Annotated in this window: 5 protein-coding genes, 2 tRNA genes and 3 rRNA genes; 6 read left to right on the top strand and 4 right to left on the bottom strand. The window is 32.4% G+C overall.

All coding sequences use genetic code 11. The annotated features are described in order from the left end of the window. Nucleotides 1-4: 4 nt before the first annotated feature. The gene (locus tag BPAA_RS01690) at nucleotides 5-985 is read right to left on the bottom strand and encodes a polyprenyl synthetase family protein (RefSeq protein ID WP_015429944.1); all 981 of its coding nucleotides are present in this window, start codon (nucleotides 983-985) and stop codon (nucleotides 5-7) included. 26 nt (nucleotides 986-1,011) lie between these two features. Beyond that, complete coding sequence (gene queA, locus BPAA_RS01685; RefSeq protein ID WP_015429943.1) at nucleotides 1,012-2,055, bottom strand: tRNA preQ1(34) S-adenosylmethionine ribosyltransferase-isomerase QueA; 1,044 nt, start codon at nucleotides 2,053-2,055, stop codon at nucleotides 1,012-1,014. 244 nt (nucleotides 2,056-2,299) lie between these two features. On the opposite strand from queA, the gene BPAA_RS01680 reads away from it, so the two are divergent. The 5 genes from BPAA_RS01680 to rrf all read left to right on the top strand — a co-directional run bounded on the left by BPAA_RS01680 (nucleotide 2,300) and on the right by rrf (nucleotide 7,223). Then, nucleotides 2,300-3,838 (top strand): 16S ribosomal RNA (locus BPAA_RS01680). 97 nt (nucleotides 3,839-3,935) lie between these two features. Beyond that, nucleotides 3,936-4,009, top strand: a tRNA-Ile gene (locus BPAA_RS01675). A 15-nt stretch (nucleotides 4,010-4,024) separates the two neighbouring features. Beyond that, nucleotides 4,025-4,098 (top strand) — tRNA-Ala (locus BPAA_RS01670). Between the two features lie 57 nt (nucleotides 4,099-4,155). Further along, nucleotides 4,156-7,058: ribosomal RNA gene (locus BPAA_RS01665) — 23S ribosomal RNA — on the top strand. A gap of 54 nt (nucleotides 7,059-7,112) precedes the next feature. Further along, a 5S ribosomal RNA gene (gene rrf / locus BPAA_RS01660) occupies nucleotides 7,113-7,223 on the top strand. Together the 16S, 23S and 5S rRNA genes with 2 tRNA genes alongside form the textbook arrangement of a ribosomal RNA operon. A 6-nt stretch (nucleotides 7,224-7,229) precedes the next feature. Here the strand turns inward: rrf and BPAA_RS01655 are convergent. Together BPAA_RS01655 and rpsA are read right to left on the bottom strand one after the other, a co-directional pair. Further along, nucleotides 7,230-8,939, bottom strand: a complete 1,710-nt coding sequence (locus tag BPAA_RS01655) for a ribonucleoside-diphosphate reductase subunit alpha (RefSeq protein WP_015429942.1) — start codon at nucleotides 8,937-8,939, stop codon at nucleotides 7,230-7,232. A gap of 10 nt (nucleotides 8,940-8,949) precedes the next feature. Next, nucleotides 8,950-10,761: a 30S ribosomal protein S1 gene (gene rpsA / locus BPAA_RS01650; protein ID WP_015429941.1), complete on the bottom strand. Its 1,812-nt coding sequence runs from the start codon at nucleotides 10,759-10,761 to the stop codon at nucleotides 8,950-8,952. Nucleotides 10,762-10,939: 178 nt separating this feature from the next. On the opposite strand from rpsA, the gene dnaE reads away from it, so the two are divergent. Then, on the top strand, nucleotides 10,940-15,241 hold the full coding sequence (dnaE, locus tag BPAA_RS01645) for a DNA polymerase III subunit alpha (protein WP_015429940.1): 4,302 nt from the start codon (nucleotides 10,940-10,942) through the stop codon (nucleotides 15,239-15,241). Nucleotides 15,242-15,427: the final 186 nt, after the last annotated feature.

Below are 15,427 nucleotides of genomic sequence, written 5' to 3'. Positions count from 1 at the left end.
GAATTTATTGATTTCTTTCTATAATAAAATTTACCATTATTTTTAATGCCTCTTTCATTACTCCTTCTGGATAAAGTTCTAAAATTTTTAATGCATTATCACGAAATTTAATCATTTTTTGAGTGGCATATTCTAATCCTCCATATTTTTTTACATAACTGATAATTTGATGTCTTTTTTTTTCATCATAATGTTTTATGTAATTTAATATATGTTTTTGATCTTTTTTAGAAGCTTTTTGAATAGTATGAATAAGTGGAAGTGTTATTTTTTTTTCTCTTAAATCTATTCCAACAGGTTTCCCCGTAATTTTTACATTTTTTTCTTCGTAATCAAATAAATCATCTTTGATTTGAAAGGCTATACCTGTAAAAATTCCAAATTTTCTCATTTTTAGAGCTGTTTCCTCATCTGTATTAACTGAACGAGCTCCTGCTTCACAAGAAGTAGCAATTAAACTTGCTGTTTTATGATAAATAATTTGATTATAAATTTTTTCAGTAATGTTTAATTTTTTGGATTTCTCTATTTGTAATAACTCTCCTTTACTCATATCTCTTATAGTTTTACATATAATTTTAAGTAAATCATAGTAATTATTATTTGTTGCAATTAAGAGACTTTTAGAAAGTAAGTAATCTCCAATTAAAACAGCTATTTTATTTTTCCATATAGCATTTATGGAAAAAGATCCACGACGTAAAAAACTATTATCAATAACATCATCATGTACAAGCGTAGCTGTATGGATGAGCTCGATTAAACAAGCAGTGTGATATGTTTTTTTTTCTATTTTCCCCAACATTTTAGCTATTAAGAAAACAAATATAGGACGAATTAATTTTCCCTTTCTGTGAAGAATATAATGAGTTATTTTATCTATAACGGAAATATTGTTACTTTGAATGATATTTTGAAATTGTTTTTCAAATTCTTCTATTTCTTTTTTTATAGTAGTTTTTATTTTTTCTAAAATAATATTCATAATATTATTTAGTTAGTATATGATTTTTATAATATTAACATAGCATCTCCATAAGAATAAAATCTGTATTCTTTTTCTATTGCAATTTGATACGCTTTCATTATTAAATCAAAACCAGTAAAAGCTGTTGTCATCATAAGTAAAGTGGATTTTGGCATATGAAAATTTGTAATCATAGAATTGGCTATATTAAAATTATAAGGAGGAAAAATAAATTTATTGGTCCATCCATAAAATGGATTTAATTTTTTGCTGGAAGAAACAGAGCTTTCAATAGCTCTCATAGAAGAGGTACCTACTGCACAAATTCTTTTTTTTCTTTGTATAGCAAAATTTACTATTTTACATGTGTTTTCATTTATAAAACATTTCTCAGAATCCATTTTATGTTTTGATATATCTTCTACATCTACTGGTAAAAAACTTCCTAGTCCCAAGTGTAAAGTAACTTCCACTAAGTGAATTCCTTTTATTTCCAATTTTTTGAGCAAATGTTTTGAAAAATGTAATCCTGCTGTAGGTGCAGCTACAGATCCTTCTTTTTTTGCGTATACAGTTTGATAACGTTTCTCATCATTTTTTTCCGGTTGTCTATTAATATATTTGGGTAAAGGAGTTTTTCCTAATTCTTTTATTTTATTTATAAGTCCCTCATGAGATCCATTAAAATTAAGTTGTAAAATTCTTCCTCTAGAAGTAGTGTTATCTATAACTTCTCCTGTCAATTCAGATCCAAAACTTAATTTATTTCCTACTCTTACTTTTCTTGCAGGATCAACTAATACATCCCATGTTCTATCTTTTGGATCTAACTCTCTAAGTAAAAAAACTTCTATTTTAGCTTCTGTTTTTTCTTTATTGCCAAATAATCTTGCTGGAAAAACTTTAGTATTATTAAGAATTAAAATATCTCCTTCTTCAAAATATTCATGTAAGTTTTTAAAAATTTTGTGTTCTATTTTTTGATTTTTTCTATGAATAACCATTAATTTGGATTCATCTCTTTCTTGTGAAGGAAATTTAGCGAGGAGATTTGTAGGAGATTCAAAATCAAAATCTGAAGTTTTCATGTTAATGGATTGGAAAATTTATACATTTTATTATTATATTATATATAAAATTAGATTATTTTTTTTCTAACAGAAAAATATATATACATTTGTTTTTGTTTAAAACTTTTTTTTTGGTGAAAAAAAATGTATACTTGCTATAATAATGTTTATTGTTCTTTGCATAGCATAACAGCATAAAGAAGCTTCTAGACCTGATATTTCAGGATTTTTTAATAAAACGTATTTGGTATTAATTTTTTTTACAACGGAGAGTTTGATCCTGGCTCAGGATGAACGCTAGCGGCGGGCTTAACACATGCAAGTCGAGGGGCAGCATAAAATCTATATTTATATAGGTTTTGATGGCGACCGGCGTACGGGTGCGTAACACGTACGTAACCTACCTTTTGCTAGAAAATAGCCTGAGGAAACTTAGATTAATATTCTATAGCATAATAAAATCGCATGGTTTTGTTATTAAAGCAGAAATGTGGCAAAAGATGGGCGTGCGTCCGATTAGTTAGTTGGTAAGGTAAAAGCTTACCAAGGCAATGATCGGTAGGGGGCCTGAGAGGGCGATCCCCCACACTGGTACTGAGACACGGACCAGACTCCTACGGGAGGCAGCAGTGAGGAATATTGGTCAATGGAGGAAACTCTGAACCAGCCACGCCGCGTGCAGGAAGAATGCCTTACGGGTTGTAAACTGCTTTTGTTTAGGAATAAAAATTCTTACGTGATAAGAATTGTGAATGTACTATACGAATAAGTGTCGGCAAACTCCGTGCCAGCAGCCGCGGTAATACGGAGGACACAAGCGTTATCCGGATTTATTGGGTTTAAAGGGTGCGTAGGCGGTTTATTAAGTCAGTAGTGAAATATTGCAGCTTAACTGTTAAAATGGCTATTGATACTGATAGACTTGAGTGAGATTGGAGTAGCTGGAATGTGTGGTGTAGCGGTGAAATGCATAGATATCACACAGAACACCGATCGCGAAAGCAGGTTACTAAGTCTATACTGACGCTGAGGCACGAAAGCGTGGGGAGCAAACAGGATTAGATACCCTGGTAGTCCACGCTGTAAACGATGATCACTAGTTGTTGGATTTATTTTTCAGTGACTAAGCGAAAGTGATAAGTGATCCACCTGGGGAGTACGGTCGCAAGGCTGAAACTCAAAGGAATTGACGGGGGCCCGCACAAGCGGTGGAGCATGTGGTTTAATTCGATGATACGCGAGGAACCTTACCAAGGTTTAAATGTACTACGAATAAGCTAGAAATAGTTTAGTCTTCGGACGGAGTACAAGATGCTGCATGGTTGTCGTCAGCTCGTGCCGTGAGGTGTTGGGTTAAGTCCCTCAACGAGCGCAACCCTCATTGTTAGTTGCCAGCGAATAATGTCGGGGACTCTAACAAGACTGCCGACGTAAGTCGAGAGGAAGGTGGGGATGACGTCAAATCATCACGGCTCTTATACCTTGGGCTACACACGTGCTACAATGGTCGGTACAAAGGGTTGCTACTGGGCAATCAGATGCTAATCTCTAAAAGCCGATCTCAGTTCGGATTGGAGTCTGCAACTCGACTCTATGAAGTTGGAATCGCTAGTAATCGCATATCAGCCATGATGCGGTGAATACGTTCCCGGGCCTTGTACACACCGCCCGTCAAGCCATGGAAGTCGGGGGGACCTGAAATCGGTGACCATAAAAGGAGCTGCTTAAGGTAAAATCGATAACTGGGGCTAAGTCGTAACAAGGTAGCCGTACCGGAAGGTGCGGCTGGAACATCTCTTTTTTTAGAGTTTTTTTTATTAAAAGTCTAGAAAAAATTAGGCTAGAAGTTTTCTAATATAAAAACAAGGAGATTGATTATTAATTTTTTTTATATAATCAGTCTCGTAGCTCAGATGGTTAGAGCGCTACACTGATAATGTAGAGGTCCGCGGTTCAATTCCGCGCGAGACTATTTTTGTTTGAGCTTGGGGAATTAGCTCAGTTGGCTAGAGCGCTTGCTTTGCACGCAGGAGGTCATCGGTTCGACCCCGATATTCTCCATTTTTTTTAAGAAAGTTCTTTGACATACATAATATACAATACAATTAATAGAGAAATAAAAAAGCGAATAAAGAGCGTATGGTGGATGCCTTGGCTCTGAGAGGCGAAGAAGGACGTGATAAGCTGCGATAAGCTGCGGGAATTGGCACATACAAATTGATCCGCAGATTTCCGAATGGGGGAACCTATCATATTTAATATGATATTACTTTTATGTAAGGCGAACCTAGAGAACTGAAACATCTAAGTATCTAGAGGAAGAGAAAACAATAGTGATTCTGTTAGTAGTGGCGAGCGAAAGCGGAATAGCCCAAACCATTATGGTCTAGGCTATAGTGGGGTTGTAGGTTCTACAATAAAAAAATTATTTTTTTATAGCAGAATGATTTGGAAAAATCAATCATAGAAGGTGATAATCCTGTATGCAAAATGGAAAAATTTTATAAGTAGGGACCTGAATAGGACGGGACACGGGAAATCTTGTCTGAATCTGCCGGGACCATCCGGTAAGGCTAAATACTACTCAGAGACCGATAGTGAACTAGTACCGTGAGGGAAAGGTGAAAAGTACTTCGAATAGAAGGGTGAAATAGATCCTGAAACCATACGCTTACAAACTGTCGGAGCTTTTTTTATAGAGTGACGACGTGCCTTTTGCATAATGAACCTACGAGTTAATTTTTCCGGCAAGGTTAAGTAGTTTAGCTATGGAGCCGTAGCGAAAGCAAGTCTGAATAGGGCGTATAGTCGGAGGAATTAGACGCGAAACCGAGTGATCTATCCATGGGCAGGTTGAAGCTGTGGTAACACATAGTGGAGGACCGAACCGGTTGACGTTGAAAAGTCTTCGGATGACCTGTGGATAGGGGTGAAAGGCCAATCAAACTCGGAGATAGCTCGTACTCCCCGAAATGCATTTAGGTGCAGCATCGTGTTAAGTAATACAGAGGTAGAGCTACTGATTGGATGAAGGGGTTTCATCACCTACTAATTCCTGACAAACTCCGAATGCTGTTATTATGTTTCACGGTAGTGAGGGCATGGGTGCTAAGGTCCATGTCCAAGAGGGAAACAACCCAGACCATCAGTTAAGGCCCCTAAGTATATATTAAGTTGATAAAACGAGGTTTAGTTACTCAGACAGCTAGGATGTTAGCTTGGAAGCAGCTATTCATTTAAAGAGTGCGTAACAGCTCACTAGTCGAGTGACTGAGCATGGATAATAATCGGGCATAAAATATATCGCCGAAACTATGGGATTGATTCATGAATTTAATCAATCGGTAGGGGAGCATTGTAATAGCACAGAAGCTACATCGTAAGATATAGTGGAGCTTTTACAAAAGAAAATGTAGGTATAAGTAACGATAATGCGGATGAGAAAACCGCACACCGAAAAACTAAGGATTCCTCAGCCATGTTAATCAGCTGAGGGTTAGTCGGTCCCTAAGATGAAATCGAAAGGTGTAGTCGATGGAAAACCGGTTAATATTCCGGTACTTGCTTTTATTGCGATAGGGGGGACGAAGAAATGAAACTGTCGCGTACGGACGGATGTGTACGTTAAAGTAGCTAGGTATAGAATATATTGGAAAATCCGTATGTTTTGCTAATCTACGATAGTACCACAAACCTTCGGGTAAGTGGATAGTGCAGGTAAGAGCTTCCAAGAAAAGCCTCTAAGCTTCAGATAAAAGTAACCCGTACCAAAACCGACACAGGTAGTTGAGGAGAGAATCCTAAGGTGCTCGAGTGATTCACGGCTAAGGAACTAGGCAAAATGAACCTGTAACTTCGGGAGAAAGGTAGCCTTCTTTTGTAAGAAGGTCGCAGCGAAGAGATCCAGGCGACTGTTTATCAAAAACATAGGACTCTGCTAAATTGAAAAATGATGTATAGGGTCTGACACCTGCCCAGTACTGGAAGGTTAAAGAAAAAGGTTAGCTTCGGCAAAGCTTTTGACTGAAGCCCCAGTAAACGGCGGCCGTAACTATAACGGTCCTAAGGTAGCGAAATTCCTTGTCGGGTAAGTTCCGACCTGCACGAATGGTGTAACGATCTGGAAACTGTCTCAGCCGTGAGCTCGGTGAAATTGTAATATCGGTGAAGATGCCGATTACTCGCAATGGGACGAAAAGACCCCGTGAACCTTTACTATAGCTTCGTATTGGTTTCGATTAGAAAATGTGTAGGATAGGTGGGAAACTTTGAAGCGTTGTCGCTAGACAACGTGGAGTTGTCCTTGAAATACCACCCTTTTTTTAGTTGAAATCTAACTCAATTTCAAAAAAAATTTAGGACATTGCGTGGTGGGTAGTTTGACTGGGGTGGTCGCCTCCAAAAAGGTAACGGAGGCTCCCAAAGGTACCCTCAACACGTTTGGTAATCGTGTGTAGAGTGTAATGGCATAAGGGTGCTTGACTGTGAGACTTACAAGTCGATCAGGTACGAAAGTAGGGCATAGTGATCCGGTGGTTCCGTATGGAAGGGCCATCGCTCAAAGGATAAAAGGTACTCCGGGGATAACAGGCTAGTCTCCCCCAAGAGCTCACATCGACGGGGAGGTTCGGCACCTCGATGTCGGCTCGTCACATCCTGGGGCTGTAGAAGGTCCCAAGGGTTGGGCTGTTCGCCCATTAAAGTGGCACGCGAGCTGGGTTCAGAACGTCGTGAGACAGTTCGGTCTCTATCTATTGCGAGCGTTAGAAGCTTGAGTGGACCTGATTCTAGTACGAGAGGACCGAATTGGACGAACCTCTGGTGTATCAGTTGTATCGCCAGGTGCATTGCTGAGTAGCTATGTTCGGAAGAGATAAGCACTGAAAGCATATAAGTGCGAAACTCTCCACAAGATTAGGCTTCTTTTAAGGGTCGTTGAAGATGACAACGTTGATAGGCTACAAGTGTAAAGATAGTAATATCATAGCTGAGTAGTACTAATTACCCGTAAGCTTTTAATTTCTCTTTATGATGGATGTATATTATGTTATGTCTTATATATATATAATTTTTTTTTGGGTGGTTATAGCAATGTGGCTCCACCTCTTCCCATACCGAACAGAGAAGTGAAACACATTAGCGCTGATGGTACTAGTTAATTCTGGGAGAGTAAGTCGCTGCCCTTTTTTAAATTATAACAAACTTTCCAAATATAAATCACGTTTAGTATCTGCACGAAGAATACTTTCACTCCTATAATAATAAAGGCTTTTCAATCCTATTTTCCAAGCTTCAAGATGGACCCTATTTATATATTTTGCTGGAGCATTCTGATGAAAAGAAAGATTAATGCTTTGTCCTTGATCAATATATTTTTGTCGTATGCTAGCTTGTTTAATTAATTCTAATTGATTAATTTCTTTGAAACATCTGAAAACATTTTTTTGTTCTTCACTAAGAGCAGTTAATCCAAGACAGGATCCTTTTTCATTAGCTATTTGTTCCCAAACTTCCGGGAGATTATGTCCATTCTTTATAAGAATTTTTTCCAAATAAGGATTTTTACGAATATGCATTCCTTTTGAATCATCATCTACATATATGTTTGCAGCCAAAGGTTCCACACCTTGAGAAAGACCTCCCGCTAATTTAGCAGAGCTTCTATTAGGGGCCATTGCCATTAAAGTTAAATTTCTTCTCCCAGTTCCTATGTTCCATTCAGATTCTCCGTATTCTTTAGCCAAATATTTAGTAGCTTTTTTAGATTCTAGTTGTATATACCTAAATATATTATGTGTTAATATTTTAGATTTAACAGATATAAAAGGAATCATATTAGATTGTAAATACGAATGCCAGCCTAGAGTTCCCAAACCTAAAGCTCTACTTTTTTCTGCAAAACGAACAGCGTCCTCTATTCCCCGTATATGTTTTCCTTTGTCAATGAATTCTTGCATAACCGCATCAAGAAATAAAATGGCATAAAAAACAACATTTGTATTTTTCCATTCTATATATCTATATAAATTCAGAGAAGATAGACAACATACAAGAGTATGATTTTCATCTGTTGGCAACATAATTTCGGAACAAAGATTACTGTGATGGATTTTTAATCCATGTTTCTTCCAATTTTCTGGTATATTTTTATTAGCATTTTCTTGAAAAAAAAGATATGGTTCTCCAGTTTGAACACGTTCTTTGAGAGTATCAATCCACAAAGCTCGTTCTTTTCCATTTTTTTCTAATACTTTTTTCATAAAAGAATTAGAAATTATTACTCCTTGATGAACATTATGACATTGACGATTAATATCTCCTTTAGGTTCTCTGATTTTTAAGAATTCTGGATATTCTTTATGTTCTATGTCTAAATAAATAGCTACAGCACCTCTACGTGTTTTTCCTTGTTTGCTAGCTACTATAGTACTATCATATGATTTAATAAAAGGAATAATTCCATCGGAAGTTCCTAATGTTCCATTTTTTATGGAATTTCCTATAGGTCTGACTAAACTAAAGTCATATGATGTTCCTCCACCATGTTTGCTTAATATAGACATTTCTAAATTTTTTCTATATATTTCGTACATACTATCCCCAATTCTTCCAGAAAAACAACTAATGGGTAACCCTTTTTTTGTTCCAAGATTTACCATAACTGGAGTAGAAGGAATAAGCCATCCTCTCCAAAAAATATTAAAGAATTCTTCTTCTATTTTCGGTTTTTTTAAAATTCTTGCTGCATTTTGTGACAATCTCTTATATGCCTCAAAAGGAGATTCTCTATCTAACAAATATCCACCTTTAATTGTAGTTAAATATAATTCATTATTAGCCCAAACGGGAAAATCTTTTCCTACTTTCCATCCTTCTTTTTCTGCAATAGGGTGTGTTTCCATTATTTTAGAACTATTTATTTTTTTCTTTTTCTATTTGTTCTTTTAGTTTAGCTAATCCAGCTATATCACCTAGAGTGGATCTTTCAAATTTTCTATTTCTCACACGTTGTTCTTTTTTTTGATCTTTATCACGATAAACAGACGTATGAGAAATCACAATTTTTTTAGTTTCTTTATTAAATTCAATTATTTTAAAATCAGCCTTTTCTCCTTTTTTTAGAGTAGATCTATTTTTTTTCTCTAAAAAACGTAGTGGAGCAAAAGCTTCTATTTTTTGATCTTCTGTAAATTTCACAGAAGCTCCCTTTTCAAATAAGTTTGATATGATTCCATTGTGAATGCTTCCAACAGAATAAATTTTTTCATATTTTTCCCATGGATTTTCTGATAATTGTTTATGTCCTAAATTGAATCGTCTTGCTTGAGTATCTATAGAAAGTACAATAACTTTCAATTTATCACTGATACTGCAAAATTCAGAAGGATGTTTTATTTTTTTAATCCATGAAAGATCATTAGTATAAATAACTCCAGAGATTCCTTGTTCCAATTCAATGAAAACACCAAAATTTGTAAATTTTTTTACAGTTCCAATATGTTCTGATCCTATAAAATATTTCTCTTGGATGTTAATCCAAGGATCTGGTGTTAATTGTTTGACGCTTAAAGACATTTTTCTTTCCTGACGATCTATGGTTAATATTACCGCCTCCAATTCATCCCCTATTTGTACAAAATCTTGAGTAGAAGATAAATCTGTAGACCAAGACATTTCACTAATATGCAATAATGCTTCTACACCTGGAATAATTTCAATAAATGCTCCATAATCAGCTAAAACACTTACTTTTCCTTTTATTTTACTTCCTACTTTTAAATTTTTATCTAAAGAATTCCAAGGATGAGGTTGCAATTGTTTTAATCCCAATTGTACACGATTTTTTTCTTTATCTACACCTAATACAACAAATTTTAATTCTTGTTCTAATTGAACTATCTCTGTAGGATGGTTAATATGTGGCCAACTCATATCGGTAATATGAAGCAAAGCATCTACCCCTCCTAAATCTACAAAGGCTCCATAAGGGAGAATGTTCTTGATTTTTCCTTCTAATACTTGACCTTTATCTAATTTTGAGATCATTTCTTTTCTTTGTTCTTCAATATCTCTTTCTATTAATACTTTATGAGAAACAACAACATTTTTCGTTTTTTGATTGATTTTAACTACTTTTATTTCCATAGTTTTTCCTACATAAGTATCATAATCCCGAACAGGTTTCACATTAATATGTGATCCAGGCAAAAAACATTCTATATCAAATATTTCAACAATTAACCCTCCTTTTGTTCTGGCTGCAACATAACCTAATATTACCTCTGATTTTTCATATGCTTGATTAATACGTTGCCAATTCCTTAACATTTTTGCTTTTTGATACGAAAGGATACATTGTCCTTTATAATCAATCTTTACAACCATAACTTCTATTTCACTGCCAACTTGAATGTTCAAGTTTTCTCTAAATTCACTTATAGGAATGGCTCCTTCTGCTTTAAATCCAATATCTACAATAATCATTGTATCCGAAATATGTGTTACAATTCCTTGATATATTTCTAATTCTTGAATATCTGGTAAAGTTTTTGTATATATTTCTTCCAATTTTTTTCTTTTTTCTTGTATCTCATTACTGAAATGGGTTTCGTATTTCGTCCAATCGAAACTTATTTTTATATTTTTCTGATCGTTCTGTTTTTCATTTTTGATTTCATATGAAGGGGGTGTTTTTCTTTTTATTTCTCCGGTTTGATTAGACATAATTTTTATTATTTTTTCACTTATTTTCTATCCATAATAAAACACAATATATGGACAGAGAAACTAGAGTAGTTTGAGTGTTCTCGTTTATTTATTTTATTTAATTAATAAAAAAACAGGTAATACAAAACTAATAATTTTTCAGTAACTTTTTCTACTATCTACTAATTAAAATAAAATGTACCTTATTGTTGATACTGAAACAACAGGATTGCCTAGATCTTATAATTTTCCAATTACTCATATAGATAATTGGCCAAGAATTGTACAAATCTCATGGCAAAGTCATAATGTTGTAGGAGATTTAATAGAATTTAAAAATTTTATTATAAAGCCAGATAATTATGATATTCCTTTTAATGCTTTTAAGATTCATGGAATAACTAATGAAAAAGCAGAAAAATATGGATTTGATTTAAATTTTGTTTTACATGAATTTCAAAAATCTATTGATCAATCTCAATGTTTAATTGGACACAATTTAAAATTTGATATAAAAGTTATTGAATGTGAATTTTTTCGAAAAAAAATCTCTATTTCTTTTAAAAAGAAAAAAATATTAGATACTAAAGAAATTTCTGTTTCTTATTGCAAATTATTAGGAAGTGGAAAAAAATTTAAATGGCCTACATTATCTGAATTATATCAAAAACTTTTTGGAGAGAAAATCCAAAATTTGCATAATGCAGCCAATGATGTAAAAGCTACAGCACGTTCTTTTTTGGAATTATTACGAATTGGAATAATCTCACATCAAGAGATAGGGGTTAAAGAAGATATTCTATTGAGTTTTAGAAAAAAACATATAAAAAAAATTTCTTCTTCTATGGTTTTTCTTCAAGAAGATTGTTCTCCTTGCTTAGAGAAGAAAGAAAAAAATTTTTTTAAAAATGATAATACATTAGATGATTCATTAAATGAAAAATTGAAAAAAAAAAAATATTCTCACATTCATAATCATACTTATTTTTCTATTCTTCATTCAACTATAGACATTCAATCCTTAGTAAGAAGAGCTTTGCATTTGAATATGCCAGCTGTAGGAATAACAGATTATGGAAATATGATGGGATCTTTTCATTTTTTAAATGCTATTCATTCTATAAATAAAAAATATTATCCAGAAAAATCAATTAAAGGAATCGTAGGTTGTGAAGTGTTTATTTCAGATAATTATTTACAAAAAAAATTTACGAAAGAAGAACCGGATCAACGATATCAACAAGTTCTCTTATCTAAAAATAAAAAAGGTTATCATAATTTAACAAAACTTTGTTCATTGGGTTTTACAGAAGGTTTTTATGCTGGATTTCCTAGAATTGGAAAAAAGTTGATAGAAAAATACAAGGAAAATTTAATTGCTCTTACTGGAGACTTGAATGCAGAAATTCCATATACTATTCTGAATTATGGTGAAAGAAAAGCAGAAAGAGTTTTTTTGTGGTGGAAGGATCTTTTTGGTGATGATTTCTACATAGAATTATTTCGTCATGGATTAGAAGCAGAAGATTATGTCAATAATATTTTACTGAAATTTTCAAAAAAATATCATGTAAAATATATTATACAAAATAATACTTTTTATTTAGATAAAAAAGAAGCAAATGCTCATGATATTTTACTTTGTGTAAAAAACGGAGAAAAACAATTAACTCCTATAGGAAAAGGAAGAGGTTATAGATTTGGTTTTCCAAATCATGAATTTTATTTTAAGAGCACAGAAGAAATGAAAAAAATATTTTTCGATCTTCCAGAATCTTTTGATTTTCTGGAGGAATTGATTAATAAAATTGAATCCTATCATCTTTTTCACAAAACGTTACTCCCAAAATTTCAGATTCCAAAATTTTTTGAAGATCCTATAGACAAAATAGATGGGGGAAATAGAGGGGAGAATCGTTTTTTACGAAAAATAACTTTTGACGGAGCCAAAAATCGTTATAAAAATATTACAAAAAAAATTCAAGAAAGAATTCTTTTTGAATTAAAAACAATAGAAAAAATAGGCTATCCTGGTTATTTTCTCATTGTTCATAATTTCATATCTCAAGCTAGAAAAATGAATATTTCAGTGGGTCCTGGAAGAGGATCTGTCGCAGGATCTATTGTTGCTTATTGCATAGGAATAACCAATATAGATCCCATGATTTATAATCTTCTTTTCGAAAGATTTTTAAATCCAGACAGAATCTCTTTGCCAGATATTGATATTGATTTTGATGACAGAGGACGTGAAAAAATTATTGAATGGGTTGTTCAAAAATATGGAAAAAATCAAGTAGCACAAATTATAACATATGCTACTATGGGGGCTAAATCATCCATAAGAGATACTGGACGTGTATTGAATTTGTCTCTAAAAAAAACAGATTGTATGGCAAAAATGGTTCCTAATATGTTCTCATTAAAAACAATTTTATATGATAATAAAAATATACCAGAAAAAATCATAAATAAAGAAGAAATGAGTAATGTACAAAAATTGAGAAAAATGGCGAAAGATCAATCCACATTGGAGGGAAAAGTTTTGCGACAAGCAGAAATTTTAGAAGGAACTATAAGAAGTACAGGAGTACATGCTTGTGGAATCATAATTAGTCCAGATAAGATTCAGGAACATATTCCAGTATCTGTGTCAAAAGAATCTGATTTATTGCTTACGCAATTTGATAATCATGTGGTAGAACATGCTGGATTATTAAAAATGGATTTTTTGGGATTAAAAACTCTTACTATTATTAAAGATGCTATAAATCTTATTGAGAAAAGAGGTAAAAAAATGAATTTTACAGAAAATTCATTTCCTTTAAAAGATGAGAAAACTTATCATCTTTTTCAAAAAGGAGAAACTGTAGCCGTTTTTCAATATGAATCTCCAGGAATGCAAAAATATTTACGTAGACTAAAACCTGATAAATTCGATGATTTAATCGCAATGACAGCATTGTATAGACCAGGTCCTTTACAATACATTCCTAATTTTATATCAAGAAAACATGGAAAAGAAGCTATCACCTATGATTTACCGGAAATGGAGGAATTTTTAAAAGAAACTTATGGAATAACAATATATCAAGAACAAGTCATGTTGATAGCCCAAAAAATCGCAGATTTTACCAAAGGAGAAGCGGATATATTGAGAATATCTATGGGGAAAAAAAAAAAAGAAAAACTCAATACAATGAGAAATTTGTTTCTTAATCAAGCTATGAAAAAAGGTTATCCTAAAAATATATTAGAAAAAATATGGAAAGATTGGGAATATTTCTCTTGTTATGCTTTTAATAAATCTCATGCTACATGTTATGCCTATATCGCCTTTCAAACTGCTTATTTAAAAGCACATTTTCCGTGTGAATATATGGCTTCTGTATTAAGTAATAATATGCATCATATTAAACAGCTTACTTTTTTGATAGAAGAGTGTAAAAAAATGAATATATCTGTAATTACTCCAGATATAAATGAAAGTAATTCTTCTTTTAAAGTCACTGGTTCTAATTGTATTAGATTTGGTCTTGCAGGAATCAAAGGAGTTGGAAAAAATGCTGTAAAAATTCTTTTTCAAGAAAGAAAAAAAAACGGTCCCTATACTTCTATTTTTAATTTGGTTAAAAGAGTAGATTTACGTGTAGTGAATAAAAAAACTTTAGAAAGTTTAATTTTATCCGGATCTTTAGATAGTTTTCATATTGATAGAGAACAATATTTTCAGATTGAATCTGATGATCAATTAAACACTTTAGAAAAAATTATTAGATTTGGATCCAAACTACGAAAAACAAAGAATAAGATAGAGGAACCTATTATTATGAAATGTGATTTATGGAGTAATACATACAAGTTATCCAAAGAGAAAGAAGTGTTGGGTGTTTATGCTTCTGCACATCCTTTGGATGATTTTTGTTATGAAATGAAATATTTTACGAATATTTCTTTAGAAAAATTAAATAATAATGAATCTTTTTTTATAGGAAAAAAAATGTATGTATGTGGAATTTTATCCCAAATAGAAAAAAAAATATATATAAAAAATGGAATCAAATATGGAATTTTTTTATTAGAAGATTATAATTCTTCTAAAGAATTCAGAATTTACGGACAACAATATTTGAAATATGAACCCCTTTTGATTCAGAATAATCCGTTGCATTTATGTTTTTCTATTGATTCATCAAAATATAAAAAATATAAAATCAATATTTTACATATAGAAAACTTACAAAATGTTTTAAAAAAATTAGTACATAAACTGATTATAAAAATCAATATAAACAATTTAAATAGTGTATTTATAAATAGTATAGAAAAACTTTTTTCTCAACAACAAATAGGAAATAAAAAATTGAATATAATTCTTTATGATAAAGTAGATCAAGTTTTTTTAAATTTCGAATCTATCAAGTATGAAATTAACATTAATTCAAGTTTTTTAAAAAAATTGGAAGAAATAAAAGGGGTAGATTTTTTTTTAAACTAAGACTCAAAAAGATAAATATAAAATAAAGACTAAAATTAATTAAAAAGACTTTCCAAAATTTGTATTTTGGATACAGATAAAGTAAAATATATTTATTATATGAAGCATTATTCATACTACAACCAGTCGGGACAATGCATTTATTTTTTTTCTTAGTTTTTATTTGAGGGCTTCTTATAAACAAAG

The organism is Blattabacterium cuenoti BPAA, from assembly GCF_000348805.1.
GTDB classification, from domain to species: Bacteria; Bacteroidota; Bacteroidia; order Flavobacteriales; family Blattabacteriaceae; genus Blattabacterium; species Blattabacterium cuenoti_B.
Note: the sequence above shows the minus strand (reverse complement) of the source record. Positions and strands in the feature narration are given on the sequence as shown.

Excerpts from the sequence above, each read along its gene's own strand:
- BPAA_RS01690 (WP_015429944.1), bottom strand. The coding sequence starts at position 985 with ATGAATATTATTTTAGAAAAAATAAAAACTACTATAAAAAAAGAAATA.
- rpsA (WP_015429941.1), bottom strand. The coding sequence starts at position 10,761 with ATGTCTAATCAAACCGGAGAAATAAAAAGAAAAACACCCCCTTCATAT.
- BPAA_RS01655 (WP_015429942.1), bottom strand. The coding sequence starts at position 8,939 with ATGGAAACACACCCTATTGCAGAAAAAGAAGGATGGAAAGTAGGAAAA.
- dnaE (WP_015429940.1), top strand. The coding sequence starts at position 10,940 with ATGTACCTTATTGTTGATACTGAAACAACAGGATTGCCTAGATCTTAT.
- queA (WP_015429943.1), bottom strand. The coding sequence starts at position 2,055 with ATGAAAACTTCAGATTTTGATTTTGAATCTCCTACAAATCTCCTCGCT.